This is a genomic window from Anabaena sp. 54 (assembly GCF_017355725.1).
Lineage (GTDB): Bacteria > Cyanobacteriota > Cyanobacteriia > Cyanobacteriales > Nostocaceae > Dolichospermum > Dolichospermum heterosporum.
Genome location: NZ_JAAVWA010000002.1, coordinates 1 through 15,442, shown reverse-complemented (window position 1 = coordinate 15,442; position 15,442 = coordinate 1). Strand labels below are relative to the sequence as shown.

14 protein-coding genes are annotated in these 15,442 nt (G+C 40.1%); 6 read left to right on the top strand and 8 right to left on the bottom strand.

Translation table 11 applies throughout. The annotated features are described in order from the left end of the window. Window positions 1–10: 10 nt before the first annotated feature. Window positions 11–442, bottom strand: a complete 432-nt coding sequence (locus tag HEQ36_RS02565) for an NfeD family protein (RefSeq protein WP_027401958.1) — start codon at window positions 440–442, stop codon at window positions 11–13. A 216-nt stretch (window positions 443–658) separates the two neighbouring features. On the opposite strand from HEQ36_RS02565, the gene HEQ36_RS02560 reads away from it, so the two are divergent. Further along, window positions 659–2,578: a protein phosphatase 2C domain-containing protein gene (locus tag HEQ36_RS02560; RefSeq protein ID WP_168637162.1), complete on the top strand. Its 1,920-nt coding sequence runs from the start codon at window positions 659–661 to the stop codon at window positions 2,576–2,578. 660 nt (window positions 2,579–3,238) lie between these two features. After that, window positions 3,239–3,460 carry a ferredoxin-thioredoxin reductase variable chain gene (locus tag HEQ36_RS02555; protein ID WP_168637161.1) on the top strand — a complete coding sequence of 74 codons (222 nt, stop codon included), beginning with the start codon at window positions 3,239–3,241 and terminating at the stop codon, window positions 3,458–3,460. Between the two features lie 129 nt (window positions 3,461–3,589). Here the strand turns inward: HEQ36_RS02555 and HEQ36_RS02550 are convergent, their stop codons facing one another. The 5 genes from HEQ36_RS02550 to HEQ36_RS02530 all read right to left on the bottom strand — a co-directional run bounded on the left by HEQ36_RS02550 (window position 3,590) and on the right by HEQ36_RS02530 (window position 10,406). After that, complete coding sequence (locus HEQ36_RS02550) at window positions 3,590–6,211, bottom strand: NB-ARC domain-containing protein (RefSeq protein WP_168637160.1); 2,622 nt, start codon at window positions 6,209–6,211, stop codon at window positions 3,590–3,592. A gap of 15 nt (window positions 6,212–6,226) precedes the next feature. Next, the gene (locus HEQ36_RS02545; RefSeq protein ID WP_233455597.1) at window positions 6,227–6,652 is read right to left on the bottom strand and encodes a hypothetical protein; all 426 of its coding nucleotides are present in this window, start codon (window positions 6,650–6,652) and stop codon (window positions 6,227–6,229) included. Between the two features lie 154 nt (window positions 6,653–6,806). Continuing rightward, window positions 6,807–8,252 (bottom strand): TolC family protein, encoded by a 1,446-nt coding sequence (locus HEQ36_RS02540; RefSeq protein WP_168637159.1) that lies wholly within the window; start codon window positions 8,250–8,252, stop codon window positions 6,807–6,809. A 291-nt stretch (window positions 8,253–8,543) separates the two neighbouring features. After that, the gene (gene hetI, locus HEQ36_RS02535) at window positions 8,544–9,260 is read right to left on the bottom strand and encodes a 4'-phosphopantetheinyl transferase HetI (RefSeq protein WP_168637158.1); all 717 of its coding nucleotides are present in this window, start codon (window positions 9,258–9,260) and stop codon (window positions 8,544–8,546) included. Window positions 9,261–9,371: 111 nt separating this feature from the next. Continuing rightward, on the bottom strand, window positions 9,372–10,406 hold the full coding sequence (locus HEQ36_RS02530; RefSeq protein ID WP_168637157.1) for an alpha/beta fold hydrolase: 1,035 nt from the start codon (window positions 10,404–10,406) through the stop codon (window positions 9,372–9,374). A gap of 232 nt (window positions 10,407–10,638) precedes the next feature. Between HEQ36_RS02530 and HEQ36_RS02525 the strand changes: the two genes are divergently transcribed. The 4 genes from HEQ36_RS02525 to HEQ36_RS02510 all read left to right on the top strand — a co-directional run bounded on the left by HEQ36_RS02525 (window position 10,639) and on the right by HEQ36_RS02510 (window position 14,177). Continuing rightward, a complete protein-coding gene (locus HEQ36_RS02525; protein ID WP_168637156.1) occupies window positions 10,639–11,382 on the top strand; it encodes a response regulator transcription factor in 744 nt (247 codons plus the stop codon). Further along, window positions 11,375–11,563, top strand: coding sequence for a hypothetical protein (locus HEQ36_RS02520; RefSeq protein WP_168637125.1), 189 nt, complete (start codon window positions 11,375–11,377; stop codon window positions 11,561–11,563). The genes HEQ36_RS02525 and HEQ36_RS02520 overlap by 8 nt, the downstream gene beginning before the upstream one ends. 169 nt (window positions 11,564–11,732) lie before the next feature. Then, window positions 11,733–13,097, top strand: coding sequence for a ribosome biogenesis GTPase Der (der, locus tag HEQ36_RS02515; RefSeq protein WP_039202145.1), 1,365 nt, complete (start codon window positions 11,733–11,735; stop codon window positions 13,095–13,097). Window positions 13,098–13,244: 147 nt separating this feature from the next. Then, complete coding sequence (locus tag HEQ36_RS02510; RefSeq protein WP_168637155.1) at window positions 13,245–14,177, top strand: energy-coupling factor transporter transmembrane protein EcfT; 933 nt, start codon at window positions 13,245–13,247, stop codon at window positions 14,175–14,177. Between the two features lie 190 nt (window positions 14,178–14,367). On the opposite strand, the gene HEQ36_RS02505 is transcribed toward HEQ36_RS02510, so the two are convergent. Together HEQ36_RS02505 and HEQ36_RS02500 are read right to left on the bottom strand one after the other, a co-directional pair. Then, on the bottom strand, window positions 14,368–14,802 hold the full coding sequence (locus HEQ36_RS02505) for a hypothetical protein (protein ID WP_053538348.1): 435 nt from the start codon (window positions 14,800–14,802) through the stop codon (window positions 14,368–14,370). Window positions 14,803–14,947: 145 nt separating this feature from the next. Further along, the gene (locus HEQ36_RS02500; RefSeq protein ID WP_199924391.1) at window positions 14,948–15,292 is read right to left on the bottom strand and encodes an aminotransferase class I/II-fold pyridoxal phosphate-dependent enzyme; all 345 of its coding nucleotides are present in this window, start codon (window positions 15,290–15,292) and stop codon (window positions 14,948–14,950) included. Window positions 15,293–15,442: the final 150 nt, after the last annotated feature.

Here is a 15,442-nt window from a genome sequence, read left to right as displayed (position 1 = left end):
CAATTGACAACTAACTCAAAAAATAATCTGGCATGACAATTAAAGTCGTCCCTTCCCTTCTCACCACATAAACAGTTTGCTGAGGTGGTAAGCTAATTTTGTGATCATCACATTTGGCTCGCCAAGAATTACCATCGTATAATACCCTACCCACCTGTCCTGGTAAAATTTCCGTTAAAGTTTCCCCAATGACTGCATCTTGAATGGGCGATTTTCGTCGTCGTGGTTGCAAAAACCGCCGGGAAAGGATAATCAGAGTAGTAGACAAAAACAACCAAACTGCAACTTGTATCCACAAGTTTCCTATACCAGAGTAAGACAATAATCCTACAATTAAAGCACTAATGCCCATCATAAAAGCAACAAAAGCCGATGGTAAAAACAGTTCTGTCAAACACAGAACCGAACCCGCCAACAGCCAAATTAAGCTAGAACTTGGCATAACGCTTTTCCCTTTACAATGAATTTACTGATACCAATATTATGTGAGGCTGAACAGAATCATGAAATCTATTCATCTATTCTTATCTGCGTTTATTTGCGTTTATCTGCGGTCAAATATTCTTAAAGTCTTATTCCATGCAGTTTTATCTTAACTTGGCATTAGATACACCAATACAGTGAATCTTGACAAAAAAAACTAATCCTGATTTTAATTATGTTTTCTACCAAGCGGGTGATTAATTGCCCAAATCCAGAATGTGATCAACCTTTGAACTGCGTCGGAGATACTATTTGCGATCGCTGTCACACCCCCCTAATTTACCGCTATCTCTGGGCAACTGGCAACCAAGCCGCAGAAATTTCCCCAGAAACAAAGGTAGCAAACAGATATGAAGTCATCAAACCCCAAATTTGGTTAGACACCCAACCTGCACTATTACCAGATATCCCCGCAGAACTACCAAATATCGTTATTCCCTACCTACGCTTATACTCAGAACATTTGCATATACCCCAAGCCTATGGTTTTACCTCCTTAGCCGAAATAGAAGATGATATTCTTTTACTAGAAAATGCCCCCATAGATGAAACAGGCTGCATTTACCCAACAATTACCGACTCCTGGGAACAAGCATCTCCCGTGAGACAGATTTATTGGTTATGGCAAATTCTTCAATTGTGGACACCTTTATCAGAATTGGGAGTTGCCCAAAGTTTATTATTAGCAGATAATTTATGTGTGCAAGGTTGGTGTATTCGCTTACTAGAACTGCATCAAAACATAGAAGAATTAACTTTACAAGATTTAGGTAATTCTTGGCGCAATTGGGTGACAGTTGCAAAAACCACCAGTTCCCCAAAATTAGAATACATAGTTGAGTTAATGTGTCAACCTGAAAATGATTTAGAAATTATTAATACTCAACTCAATGAACTATTATTAACAACAGCCACAGAATTACCTTTATATTTAACTATAGCCGGGGGGACAGATCCAGGTCCCGTCATTAAACATAATGAAGATGCTTGTTATCCTAGTCATCCAAGGGACATAGATGATCAATTACAACCAAGACTAGCAATTATTTGTGATGGTATTGGTGGTCATGAAGGTGGTGAAGTTGCGAGTCAATTAGCTTTGCAGTCTCTCAAGTTGCAAATGCGGGCTTTATTGGCACAAATAGACGAACAAACAGAATTATTAACTCCTAAGCTTTTATGTCAACAAATAGAGTCTTGTTTACGCGTCGTTAATAATGTAGTATGGTCGCGCAATGACGAGCAAAAACGTCAGGGAAAGGAACGCATGGCTACAACCTTAGTTATGTCATTGCAAATCCCTCAAAGAAGAGAACAGTTAGAAAATTCCCATGAACTTTATTTAGCCCATGTTGGTGATAGTCGTGCTTATTGGATTACTCAAAATTATTGTCAACTCCTGACTGTGGACGATGATATGGTAAAACGAGAAGTTGGTTTAGGGAAAAGTTTATATCGTCAAGCATTGCAAATCCCAGAAGCTAAAGCCCTGACCCAAGCACTAGGCACAAAAGAAGCGGAATTTCTCAACTTTTCGGTTCAAAGATTTATTATAGAAGAAGATGGGATTTTATTGCTGTGTTCCGATGGTTTAAGCGATCGCAATTTAGTCGAACAATCTTGGCAAGACTACGCAATTCCCGTACTTACAGGCGATTTAGACATAGCAGACGCTACCCAGGAATTAATTAAACTGGCTAACGAAAAGAATGGCCAAGATAATATATCTGTAGTCCTGACTCTTTGCCGTGTTGCCAAACCATCCTCAATGGCAATTATACCCGCACCACCAGCAGAAATTATTCCGCCCCAACCCTTAGCCGTCCCTGACGCAGAAGCATTAATTATATCAGCACCCATAGAAACAGGTTTAACAGCAAGTTCCCAAGCCTTGCTTGATTTAAGTTTGACAGAAGCACCGCTAAAACCATCTAGAAGTAAAGGTTTGGTACTATTAGCAGGATTATTAGTTTTATTATTGGGAAGTACCACAATCAGTTTATTTGCTTGGTGGCAATTATCACCCCAATCATTCTCACAAGTCTGTCGGCAACTTCCGCAAAAGGTACGAGAATTATGTCCGGGAAGGGAGTAGGTGGGGGAGGTGGGGGTGGTGGGGGAGGTGGGGGAGGTGGGGAAGGTGGGGGTGGTGGGGGAGGTAGGGGAGGTGGGGGTGGTGGGGGAGGTAGGGAAAAGAGTATGACCAATGACCAATGACCTCAATAAGAAATATACAAGTTTGTTCTACAGCTTAATAGCGCAATATGTTGTAAAATTGGGTTTGCCATTAAATCATGCTGGATTTTGCAGTCAAAATAGCTGTGGAGATGGTTTAGGAACAACAAAAGTTAGATACATAAGATATTGTCAGTAACCCAGCCCTAAATGGACTGGGCTTGCAAGAGTAATCAAGCAAGCCGTACTGACCAGACCACCCTGAGCGAAGTCGAAGGGTAGCCGTTATTTGAGTCACGACACCCTGGAATGCGTAGCTAGTTCCCTGCTCTGTCATTTGCAATTAAACAGTTTTAAGGTAACAGAAACAGTGTTGCAAGTCTAAAAAGCTCTTATAACAGGTCGTTCGCGCCAGCGTGCCGGAGGCATCTAGCTAACATTACCCCAGAAATGGGAGTTGGTTTCCAGGTTCCAATCAAAAATCTGGCTTCAATTTTAATATCCACAGCGGTTAAAACCGCTCGTGCAGTTTCCCTCTCAGGGCTAAAGCCGCTGAGTTTCCCACTTATCGAGTATTCTTATGAAAATAGGCGATCGCGTGCGTGTTAAAGAATCAGTAGTAGTTTATCATCATCCCGAACATCGCGGTGATGCTTTTGACATCAAGGATGCAGAAGGGGAATTAGTGGCTATTGTCACCCAATGGCAGAATAGACCTGTAAGTGCCAACTTTCCTTTTTTAGTCCAGTTCAGCAAAAAATTTAAAGCCCATTTACGCGATTTTGAATTAGAAAATATCTAATTAGGGAATTTTACCGATTGATGTCCACACCAAGACTGATCTAAAATTTTTAATCATGCCCCGGTTTTATAACCAGGGCTGTGGTATCCGCCATATTCCTGGAAACGCTTATTCAGAAATAATTTCATATTAATTTTTTAATAAGCAAAATACATAATTACTAGAATCAGTGGCTTGAGGATTTGTTTCACCATTGGGTTTACACTTTTGTTGAACTTTAACTAAAACGCCGATATTAAGATCAACTTTGCGATCATGCGATTTTTCATCAAATTGGACTTTAGCTGTAGCACCCTCTACAGAAAAATTACTGGATGACAAGGCAGTATATAGCCCAGCGCGAGTCGGATTTCTCTTTAGCCCTTCCACTATTGCTTGTGCTGCGTCGTATGTTGTAGCTGTGCGCCAACCGACATATTTAGTTCCCCAAAGTCTTACAGATTCTTTCTTAAATGAATCGGAAAAGAGTTCTATATGAGATGCTACAGCTACAACCATATTTTTAGATTTATTGCCAAACTCCGAAGGTAACTTATCGTCACTGTATAAAGCATCTCCACCCAATAAAGGCAATTTATTTTGATTGCGCTCAATAATTAATAACACGTCGTTCGCTGTTTCAGAACCGATATCTAACAGGAGAAACTTTGCATTTTTAGTTATCTCTATACAGGTATTTATAGTCTTTTTGGATAAATCACAAGAAATCACATCTTGTGGGGCAAACTTTTTCTCAAATGCCTCTTTCAGAGATAAGCTATATATCTGTTTAGAATTGAAAAATATAGCAGCTTTTCCAGAACTAGGAATTGTTTGAGCATACTTAAACAAATTGTCAGATGCAATTGAGTCAGAGGGAGCAGTGCGGAAAACATATTTACTTAAATTAAATTGATAGCCAGAAGGACTGAGATTAGACTGTCTAACTGCTGTACTGATAGGAGAAACTGCAACTAATCCTTTCTTTTCGTAAATCTCTCCTGAAGGCTGAGTTACATCACTGGTAAAATGACCTATAACTCCTAAAACTTCACCCTTGAAGTTTGTGTCTCCTGGAATATTATTATCTCCAAAATGCTTGGCTAGACGTTTGCCTACTTCTGGTTTGTTATCATCCTTAGCAACTATCACCTGCAAGAATTGGCCTTCGATGCCATTGCTTCGATTAAAGTTATCCTGAACATGAGCAACCCCACGTAAAACTTGTTCGGAAAGATTATTAAATTGCTCACTTCCATTCATTGGAACAACGGCTGCAATTGTTAAAGGGTTGCCTTGGATATTAGCTTTGGCATTATTAAGAAAAATTTGAGTTTCTGGATCAACAGAACATTGAAGATTAGCTTGTTTAAATAGATTAATAGCAGCTTGGAAGTTTTCTTGGGCAAGGGAAAATTGTTTACCAGCAAAAGCTTGCATTCCTTGATTCTTTTTCTCAAAAGCTTGTTTGCATAATGGATTACTTGACTTGATATTTTGATTAATCAGAGCTTCTTCTCCTCTGGTGAAGTAATTTTTAGAAAGAGGTTTTTCTTGCCCATTAAAATATAGTTGTATAATTAAATATATAAGAGCAATGCCTCCAACTGCTAAAAGTAACCCGAATAGGGAAAACTTTAGCCAGACAGGTAGAGGTGGACGCTTCAGTTTCATAGAGGCATCAATCGCTTGGCGGAAACGTTTGATATTCCCCGATTTTTTTACCTTTTCCCGTAAAAACTCCTTAATCAATGGATGAAATTTCTCCAATCCTTGACCAGATGACTGAATGAAATGAAGTTTATTAAGCTGATTTTTTGCATCTTTAAGATTTGTCTGTGTCCAATTTAGTTGTTTAGCGATTGATTCTACCTGTTCCCAATGGATGACATTTATATTGAGGTATCCCAACAGTTGTGCAAGCTGAGATGCATTTGAGTCAAGTTGTTGCCAACTTGATTCAAACGTTTCTTTGAGACTTTTTTGAGAAGTCATTAAAGAATTTTTCTGTATTTGTTGCTCATTTATGGATTTATCTTGCAATCCTTGATTTTTCAACCGTTCTAATATTTCTATTAAAGATAAATCAGGGTTTCTTGCCAAATATCGTCCAACTAACTCTAAGCCCAAAGGTAGATAACCCATCCATTTACATAGGTCTTCTGCAACTTTTAGTTCGCCCTCAATCCGATTCCGATCCTTATTAATTAGTCTAGTTAATAGTTCTAAAGAGGCTTCAAGTGATAATACATCTAGAGATAGTTCGGTAATAGTTGCATCTAAATTTTTCAAATGAGTTGTTACTAGGACTCGAAACTGATGATCTAACGGTGGTAAAAACTCTCGAAAATTTGCCAACTCTATAACATCATCTAAAACTAATAATACCTCCCCTGGTGGTTGCCAGTGCTGCCAGCACCAAGTTATCTTTTGTTTTGTAGTCATCGTTTCGTTCGATAACTCTTGTGAACCTGGAATTTTTAAATGTCTCTGTGCGAATCCCACAATCTGATTGGACTGATCGGCTAAATTAGATCCCTTAGCTTCTAACCAAAAAACTCCACCAGGATACGACTGGGCATATTTTTTAGCATACTGGATTGCCAGTTCCGTTTTGCCAACTCCTCCCATACCTGCGATGGCTACAATAGCAACACGATCTTTTCCTTGCAACTGCTGATGCAAAGTTTCCAACTCATGCGATCGCCCAACAAACTGAGCAGCACCGCTAGAAGGAATATTTTGTGGTGGATTTGACTTTACCCGTTCCAATTTGGGCGACTCCAGTCAGCCATTAGGGGAAGTGCCAGGGTGATTACCTATAAAGATTTGTGATCCATTTGCGTCTATTTTCGTTTGAAAGCCTGTACTGTTGTCATAATTATTCTGCTGCATATTACTGTTATCTCGCCGTTTACCCGCATTAATTTCTTCGGCTAGGGCTTTCACTTCAGCCGCAAACTGATCATCCTCAAGCATCGCGTATTGCAAATATCCTGTAACCTTTTCTAGTTCAGCCTTGTTGCCTTCTTCAACAGCGGCTAAGGCTTTTTCAGCATTCGTATTTCCCCGCAACTTGTCCGAAATCTTTTTACGCAACTCGTCCATCTTGATAATAGCATTTTCGGTGAACATTTCCACGGTCTTCTCTAACGCTTTTGTAAAAGCTAATGCTGCGATCGCTGCGGCGGTGAATGTTACTGGGTCTCCCATTAGAACAAACCTCAATTAATGTAAATAGCTACTCCAAGTTCGACAGTGTTTATATGGTAAACACTGAAACCGATACAAGTATAGCACATACAAAACACTCTTTAACTAGAGTGTTGCCTGATTCTCAACTGTTATCTATTACTTACGTAGGTAGTTATCTAGAAGTAACGGCTCGTTGTAATTGAGCTAAAGCACGGTTGTAGTCTAAGATAGCTTGAACTCGCTTACCGTCTGCTCTGGTCAAATCAGTTACTGCATTAATAACATCGGTTTGAGTCCCCACACCTGCTTGAAAACGTAACCGTGCTAGACGAAGAGCTTCCTTAGCTAGTTCTAGAGCAACATTAGCAGTTTGAACGTTCTCCAAGTTAGACTGCAATTGCCAATAAGCTTGTTCCACCTCAAACCGAATGTTATGAAGTTGGTTAGTAAATTGAGTCTCAGCAATCCTCGCTTGGACACCTTGTTGAGATACCTGAGCTTTTGTAGTTCCTCCATCGAACAATCTTAATGTTGATTTAACTCCTAGCGAATTACCATTAGTGATACTAATGTCATCATTCAATACGTTTTCTAGTTCATAGTCAGCAACAAAGCGTATTTCTGGCTTCAACCGAGAAATTGCTCTTTTCTGTCGGAATCTAGCAATATTACGTTCTGCCAACCTTTGTGTTAGTTCTGGTCGGTTTTGAAACGCTGATATAACAGTTTGTTCAAGTGTAAGATTCCAAAGACCAGCTAATTTTACAGGATCTGCCGCACTGATATTAACAGACTGTGCCAAACTTAACCGAGTTGCCAACCGACGACGGGCAATCTGCTGCCGCGAGATAGCATTGCTTAGGTCTTGTTGGGCATTTGCTAAATTTACCTGAGAACGCAGTACATCGAACCGCGTATCAACTCCCGCACGCTCTAAAGCTATTGCATCACTTAAAATAGCTGTCGAGTTTCCTACAGATGACTGTGCAATGCCTACTTGTTCATCTGCTTGTTGCAGATTGTAATAATCAATGGTGACATTCAGGCGAATTTCCTCTGACAGACGCTCTACCTCTAATTCATCTACACCAACCTGTTCTTTAGCTGCTCCTCTACTAGAGCTACCTGGTCCATAATTATAAAGACCATAAATTACTTGCACAGTCCCACTAAAAGTTGTAGTAGTATGTTCATCTTGACTAGAGAAAAAATTCTGAGTAAATGATAATTGAGCTTGTCGTTGTTCTGTCGAAAGCTGATTAAAAGCAGACTGAACGCGACTCAAATCAGCACTCAGCGTAACAGATGGATACATACCAGCTTGAACCTCTCTTAAGGCAGCACGGCTGCGTTCTACCTGGTATAATGCCACCTGTAACTCAGAGTTATTTTGTCGTGCTAGTTCCAAGGCTTGCTGTAAAGTAACTGGCTGAGTTCTTTGAATTGTGACTTCCTCTGGTAGGGAAGGTAACTGTAAGGGATTGTTACTAGGATTGAGGTCATCAGGTAATTGTGCAACACCAGATCCAATATTACCCAAAACGATTACAAAATTAATACTCACTACTACCATGCAGCGATGAGTTAACATAATTAACACTTGTAATATACTCAACATAGCTTAATCATTTGATTCTCTCTATAGGGGTTTAGCAGTGCTAAACCCCCACCAATCCGGGGTTTTCGTAATTTTGCAAAAGCCCATGTCCCAACCGTGTTTAGCATAATTGCCATAAAAAATCTATACATAAACTATATTATGAAAGTACATAATCGCTAACTACAGCACCATAATTCGAGTTATTGACTATGGCTTTAACTTTCTTGCGGAATGATTTATATCCCACCTTCCCTACCCCAACTGTCACAGATCAACAAAAAGCTGACAAAGTAGTATACATGAACTATTTCAAGCATATTCCCAACAATGCAAATTAATATTGCTACCGGCAACTACAACCGCAGCCGCAAAATTGTCTGCTGGTATTAATTCCCTTAAACTCCAATCTCCTGAGACAAGTAATTTACTAGGTTGATTTGGTGTTAAATCTATTTCAATTTCTTCTAACTGTACTAAACCATCTCCTGTAGCTTTTAAATAAGCTTCTTTACAAGTCCAATAACGAAAAAATATTTGTTGTTGTTGGGCGAGAGAAAGTAGTCGCAGGTATTCATATTCTCTAGCAGAAAAGAATCTTTTCGCCAGACCTTCCAAATCAGACATAGTGCGAATATATTCTAAATCCACACCAATTTGATGTTGATAACTTATCCCCAATAAAGCCAAATCTTGGGAATGAGATAAATTAAATAACAATCCTTTATCAGCAAATTTAGCCGCCAATAAAGGCTTACCACGCGGCTGATATTCAAATTCTACTTGTTTAGGGGCAATATCTAAATATTGCCCTAAAATGGCGCGGAGAGTGCCACGTCCAGCCATAAATCTTTGCCGATGTTCAGGAAAATAAAACCTTTCGGCGCGAGCAATTTCATCACTAGATAAAGTTTCCCGAAAAAATTGTAATTGTAATTCATCAGAATTTAAATTAATGCGCCAAATATGCACATCATTTAATAACAAATCTAATTTTTTAGGTGCGGGTAGCCAATTCAAATTACACACAATATCTAATAATTAAACTGTAAAAATTCGGGAGACAAAACGTTTGATATAGTCGGAAAGGTTAGGGATATTCTTTCTTCCTCCTAACTCCTAACTCCTAACTCCTAACTCCTAACTCCTAACTCCTTCTATCCACTCTAAAACACGATTCCACGCCCACCATTGATCAGGATCTTGGTATTGATTTTGACATTTTTTGCTACTCACATAACCAACATGACCACCGTAGCGAGTCAGTAATAAATCTATATCAGGATTTTTTCTAGCAGCAACTTCTAAATCAGGAATGATAGCCGGATCAAATAAAGGGTCATCAGCAGCATATAAAATGAAAGTTGGTTGAGATAATTTTGGTAATAATTCTAAACCACTGCTGGCTTGATAATAATCAGCAACCGTCGCAAAACCCAAACGGGCAATCACCAATTCTTCATCAAATCCCCAAATACTATTAGCCCTGGCAATAGCTTCTGGTTGAATAGACTCAGGATAAGCAGCATGAATTTTCCAGGCTAGTTTTTTCAATTCCTGAGCAATGCGAGACTCGACATATTTACCAAAAGGGTGTTTAACTAAATAGGTGAGCGATCGCAACGAATCCAAACTTGGACAAATCACCGCCCCACCAGCAATGTCAATGTCTTTAGGTGCTAAATCCGCAGCAGCTTTCACTCCCCACAAAGCCAACTGTCCCCCCAAAGAATAGCCCGTAAACCAAAATGGTGAAGGACAACCCATTTTTGCGGCAGTTTCGGCTATTTTAACAAAATCTTCCCCCTCATACAAACCATCCGAAGTCAATGTTGGCGATAATTCTGCGGTTTTACCATGCGCCCGCCAATCAAATAACACCACAGCATAGCCTTGGGCGTAAGCCTTGCGTCCCAAAATTCGTAAAAACCATTGCTGGTCTAGCTCTCCAGTAATACCATAGGTGCCAACAATTGTACTATGGACATTTGGGGGAATAGCAACTTGACCAAAAATTGGCACACCTTGACCCCCAGAGAAGATAACCTCGTGATATTTTGGTTCTGGATGAGTAATTTTACTCTCCCAATCCCGATTAGCCCATAAAGCCGTATAAGCCGTCATGGTCACGCCATTTTGCAAAAAATAGGGCGGTAAATATTCGTATTTATACATAAAAGAAGAGCATTGTATCTTACAATAGTTTGAGTTTAATATTTATATTAGATTTAACATATTTTTCATAATTAAGATGGTAATCTTTTTATATATCAAGGAAAACAAAGCCTTATGGTTTGCTTGATCATCTAATCATCCCTCAACTTTTTCCCAGAATCAGCGTAGCGAAATTTTGGTAGTTGGGAGAGCGTCAATTATCGTTAAATAAAGTAGTTATAATTTTTTAAGAATGCCGAGGATTCTTGTCATAGACGATGACCCAGCGATTTCAGAACTTGTTGCCGTCAACTTGGAAATGGCGGGCTACGATGTTAGTCAAGCTGAAGATGGCATTAAAGGTCAGGCTCTGGCTCTCCAGCTACAACCTGACTTAATTATGCTTGATCTGATGTTACCTAGAGTAGATGGATTTACAGTTTGTCAACGCTTACGTCGGGATGAACGGACTGCCGAAATTCCTGTCTTGATGTTAACTGCTTTAAGCCAAACCCATGACAAAGTGGAAGGGTTTAATGCTGGTGCAGACGACTATCTGACCAAACCCTTTGAGCTAGAAGAATTGTTAGCGCGAGTACGGGCTTTATTACGACGCACTGACCGGATTCCCCAAGCAGCAAAACATAGCGAAATTCTCAACTATGGACCGATTACCCTCGTTCCCGAAAGATTTGAGGCTATCTGGTTCAAAGCAACGGTGAAACTGACTCATTTAGAGTTTGAGTTACTCCATTGTTTGCTGCAACGTCATGGACAAACTGTTTCCCCTAGCGAAATCCTCAGAGAAGTCTGGGGTTATGATCCTGATGATGATATTGAAACTATTCGGGTGCATATTCGCCACTTGAGAACTAAACTCGAACCTGATCCTCGTCATCCGCGCTACATTAAAACCGTTTACGGTGCAGGATATTGTCTGGAATTACCTAGTTTACCTCCGGGAATGGAGGAAACTATGGCTACAGTAGTTGAGTAAAAGGGAACTGGGGACTGGGAACTGGGGACTGGGGACTGGGGAAGTTAGGGAAGTTGGGGAAGTTGGGGAAGCTGGGGAAGCTGGGGAAGTTGGGGAAGTTGGGGAAGCTGGGGAAGTTGGGGAAGTTGGGGAAGTTGGGGAAGTTGGGGAATATTTCCTCCCAATGACCAATGACCAATGACCAATGACCAATGACCAATGACCAATGACTAATGACCAATGACCAATGACCAATGACCAATGACCAAAAACTATGATATAATTAGTAGTTCTCTAAAATGGTGCTGGGTGAAGAACGTAGAGACAAAACTCAGCACACCTACACACTCAGCACTAAAGAACTCTAGTTTATGGCATTGCCAATTGTTGCAATTATCGGTCGCCCCAATGTGGGCAAATCTACCTTTGTAAATCGTCTTGCCGGAGATCAAACGGCGATAGTCCATGATGAACCAGGGGTAACACGCGATCGCACTTACCGTCCAGCTTTTTGGAATGATCGGGAATTTGTCGTAGTAGACACAGGTGGCTTGGTTTTTAACGATGATACCGAATTTCTCCCCATGATTCGCCAACAGGCTTTAACGGCGCTTGCAGAAGCCTGTGCTGCTATTTTCGTAGTGGATGGGCAAGCTGGTTTGATGCCCGCAGATGAAGAAATTTCCGAATGGTTACGTCAACAACCAGTTCCCGTATTACTGGCTGTGAATAAATGTGAATCTCCAGACCAAGGGGTGATTCAAGCCGCTGAATTTTGGGAATTAGGACTAGGTGAACCTTTCCCCATTTCCGCTATTCATGGTAGTGGGACAGGGGAAATCCTAGATGAGTTAATGAATCACATTCCTCATACAGTAGAAGTAGAGGAAAATACAGAAATTAAAGTTGCCATTATTGGTAGACCAAATGTAGGCAAATCGAGCTTACTCAATGCTTTTGTCGGTGAAAATAGAGCTATTGTCAGTCCTATTTCTGGAACAACTAGAGATACAATTGATACAATAGTTGAACGAGGGGGACAAACTTACAGGTTAATTGATACTGCTGGTATTCGCAAAAAGAAACATATAGAATACGGGACGGAATTTTTCAGTATTAACCGTGCGTTTAAAGCTATTCGTCGTTCCGATGTGGTTTTATTAGTGATTGATGCTTTAGATGGTGTCACTGAACAAGATCAAAAATTAGCAGGGCGCGTCTTAGAAGAAGGTCGCGCTTGTGTTGTGGTTGTAAATAAGTGGGATGCTGTTGAGAAAGATTCTTACACCATCTATGACCATGAAAAAGAACTAGAATCACGCTTACATTTTACGGAATGGGCAGATACTATTTTTGTGAGCGCAAATACGGGACTACGGGTAGAAAAGATTTTAGAATTGGTCAATCAAGCGGCTGAGGCACACAAACGCCGTGTGAGTACATCAGTCATTAATGAAGTTCTGGAAGATGCTATCAGTTGGCATTCACCACCGACTTCACGGGGCGGTCGTCAGGGTAAGATATACTACGGTACTCAAGTTAGCAGTCAGCCTCCTTCTATCGCGCTGTTTGTTAATGATAATACCCGCTTTAATGACAATTATCGCCGTTACATTGAACGCCAATTCCGTAAACAGCTTGGCTTTCAAGGTACACCGATTCGGTTATTTTGGCGCAGTAAGAAAGTTCGAGAAATGGAAATTGGCGGACCAAATCGTGCTACTCGTGTAAAATAGGAAACGTAAGGAGTCAGGAGTCAGGAGTCAGAAGCCAGGAAGCCAGGGAATAAATTCCCTGTCTAAAAGCTAAAGTCGGTTAAAACCGACTGTTTTATTTTTATTTATTCTGACAACTGACCAATGACCAATGACAACTGACAAAATATGGATTTATTGCGATCGCTCCCCCTCGGACTTTACTTAGAAGAACCGCAAACTTGGTTACATAAACTCGATCCGCGAGTGAAGTTAATTTGGTTATTGAGCTTTCTCAGTAGCTATATTATCGCTAACAACTATTGGCGGGTATTACTGGTATTACTGCTAATTACTTTTACTGTATTTGCCAAAATTCCTCTGCGAGTATGGCGACAACAAATGGGCTGGTTATTGGTACTATCATTTATGGTATTGGTTATTGGCGCGATTAGTCCTGATGGATTAGGTGTGAGTTATCAATCCCGTTTACCCGCAAATGAACAAATCCTTACCCAACCAATAACTGATAAGAAGACCCAAGTTACCCCAGTAATAGCAGATAGCAGTAAAAAGTATAGCTATGTGTTATTTCAGAAAGGATTTGTGAAAATAAATCGCCGTTCTTTGGATTTGGCAATTAGCTTGAGTACAATAGTTTTTACATTAATCTACAGCACTAATTTATATTTACTCACAACTGCACCAGAAGAAATTACTTCGGGAATGGAAAGTTTAATGCAGCCGTTGAGAAGGTTCAATATTCCCGTTACAGAAATTACCCTGACTCTAACTTTATCCTTGCGATTTATTCCCCTGGTTTTAGAAGAAATTCAAAATCTAGTTCGTTCCGTGATGACTAGGGCAATTAATTGGAAAAAGCTAGGATTAAAAGGAGGAGCAAAAGTTTGGTTAATTGTGACGGAAAGATTATTAGAAAATCTGCTTTTGCGGGCAGAACAAATGGCAAATGCGATGATGGTAAGGGGTTTTACTAGTCCTAACGAACATCGAGTGAGATGGCAAGAGTTAAAATTAAAAATGGGTGATTGGTTAGCGATCGCCACTTTAATGGTATTTTGGGGGATCAGAATAGCCTTTGGTGCTGATAACGCAGCGTGACTTAAAATTACCGGCGTTGCTGATTCAGAATATGATTTTACCTCACGCAGAGGCGCAGAGTCGCAGAGAGTAAGAGTTTGAAGTCATTGATTTTTCAATTTCATACTTGAGTTCAGCAACGCCAAATTACCTTATTTTTAGTTGGTAGGTTAATATCGTAATTTTCTCTTTTTTTACACTGGTAAGTTCTTTACTTGTCTATTTTTTTTGACAGGTTACAAGAATATAGCTGAGTTTTCGTTTCAGTTACACTTTGACAAGCCTTAAACAACCAGGACTGACCTACTGGCAACATCGCCATAAAGATAGGTAGGGAAAAAGCATAGGATTCACCTGCTAAATAAGAATCCCAAATACGAGTTCCTGACAACCACAAAGCTAAAAAAGTAAACCCACAAGCTACCAATGTTGAGACTTGAGTAGATACTAAGCAACTGAGGACTAATACTGCGGTAAAAAATAATACAGGCAAAAAAGCAATTTGCTGACAAATAGCTAATAATAGAGGTGCTTGACCACCCAAAATATTGAGATTTGCTGCTACCCAAGGATGTACCCCAACATGATATTCTAATGGCTTTACTCCGTCCAAACCTGTTGAAGGTGTATTGAATTTAGCCAGCATTTCCACAATAGCAGAGTGGAATAGTGTATCCCTATGAATAGTATTAGTATAAGCAGCAACATTAGAAAAGAGATGAGCATAGTTATAACCCTACTCCGGCATAATGAACGGGGACAATGGCACGAGTACAGTCCGTAATTGCCGCTTATACGAGGGTTTCGTCTAAGTTTAGGGTATCGGGTCGGATATCAACAAATACGGGAACTGCTCCCCTGAGAACAAAAGCGTTAGCTGTGGAAACGAAAGTATAACTGGGCATAATCACTTCGTCTCCCGGTTCTAAATCGGCTAAAATAGCCGACATTTCCAGGGCTGCTGTACAAGAGTGGGTGAGTAAGGCTTTGTGGCAATTCGTTTGCGCTTCTAGCCATTGATGGCATTTTTTGGTATAGTTCCCGTCCCCAGCCAATTGTCCAGCGTGGTGAGCTTGGCTAATATACCAAAGCTCTTTACCTGTCATATAGGGTTTATTGAAAGGGATTTTATTCATGGGTTTTAATTTTTGGCAGGTTATTTTAAATTGCGAAGTTAAAACTTAATAAGTTAGGTGGAGTTTTATATAGTTTAACTTAATCATGTAAATTGTCTAACCAATTTCGTAGATCTTCCACAGTAGCGAAATCAAATATTGCTTCTGCTA

What these genes read in the sequence shown, in the direction of transcription:
- HEQ36_RS02565 (WP_027401958.1), bottom strand. Translation starts at nt 442, where the DNA reads ATGCCAAGTTCTAGCTTAATTTGGCTGTTGGCGGGTTCGGTTCTGTGT.
- HEQ36_RS02560 (WP_168637162.1), top strand. Translation starts at nt 659, where the DNA reads ATGTTTTCTACCAAGCGGGTGATTAATTGCCCAAATCCAGAATGTGAT.
- HEQ36_RS02555 (WP_168637161.1), top strand. Translation starts at nt 3,239, where the DNA reads ATGAAAATAGGCGATCGCGTGCGTGTTAAAGAATCAGTAGTAGTTTAT.
- HEQ36_RS02545 (WP_233455597.1), bottom strand. Translation starts at nt 6,652, where the DNA reads ATGGGAGACCCAGTAACATTCACCGCCGCAGCGATCGCAGCATTAGCT.
- HEQ36_RS02540 (WP_168637159.1), bottom strand. Translation starts at nt 8,252, where the DNA reads ATGTTGAGTATATTACAAGTGTTAATTATGTTAACTCATCGCTGCATG.
- HEQ36_RS02530 (WP_168637157.1), bottom strand. Translation starts at nt 10,406, where the DNA reads ATGTATAAATACGAATATTTACCGCCCTATTTTTTGCAAAATGGCGTG.
- HEQ36_RS02525 (WP_168637156.1), top strand. Translation starts at nt 10,639, where the DNA reads ATGCCGAGGATTCTTGTCATAGACGATGACCCAGCGATTTCAGAACTT.
- der (WP_039202145.1), top strand. Translation starts at nt 11,733, where the DNA reads ATGGCATTGCCAATTGTTGCAATTATCGGTCGCCCCAATGTGGGCAAA.
- HEQ36_RS02510 (WP_168637155.1), top strand. Translation starts at nt 13,245, where the DNA reads ATGGATTTATTGCGATCGCTCCCCCTCGGACTTTACTTAGAAGAACCG.
- HEQ36_RS02505 (WP_053538348.1), bottom strand. Translation starts at nt 14,802, where the DNA reads ATGCTGGCTAAATTCAATACACCTTCAACAGGTTTGGACGGAGTAAAG.
- HEQ36_RS02500 (WP_199924391.1), bottom strand. Translation starts at nt 15,292, where the DNA reads ATGAATAAAATCCCTTTCAATAAACCCTATATGACAGGTAAAGAGCTT.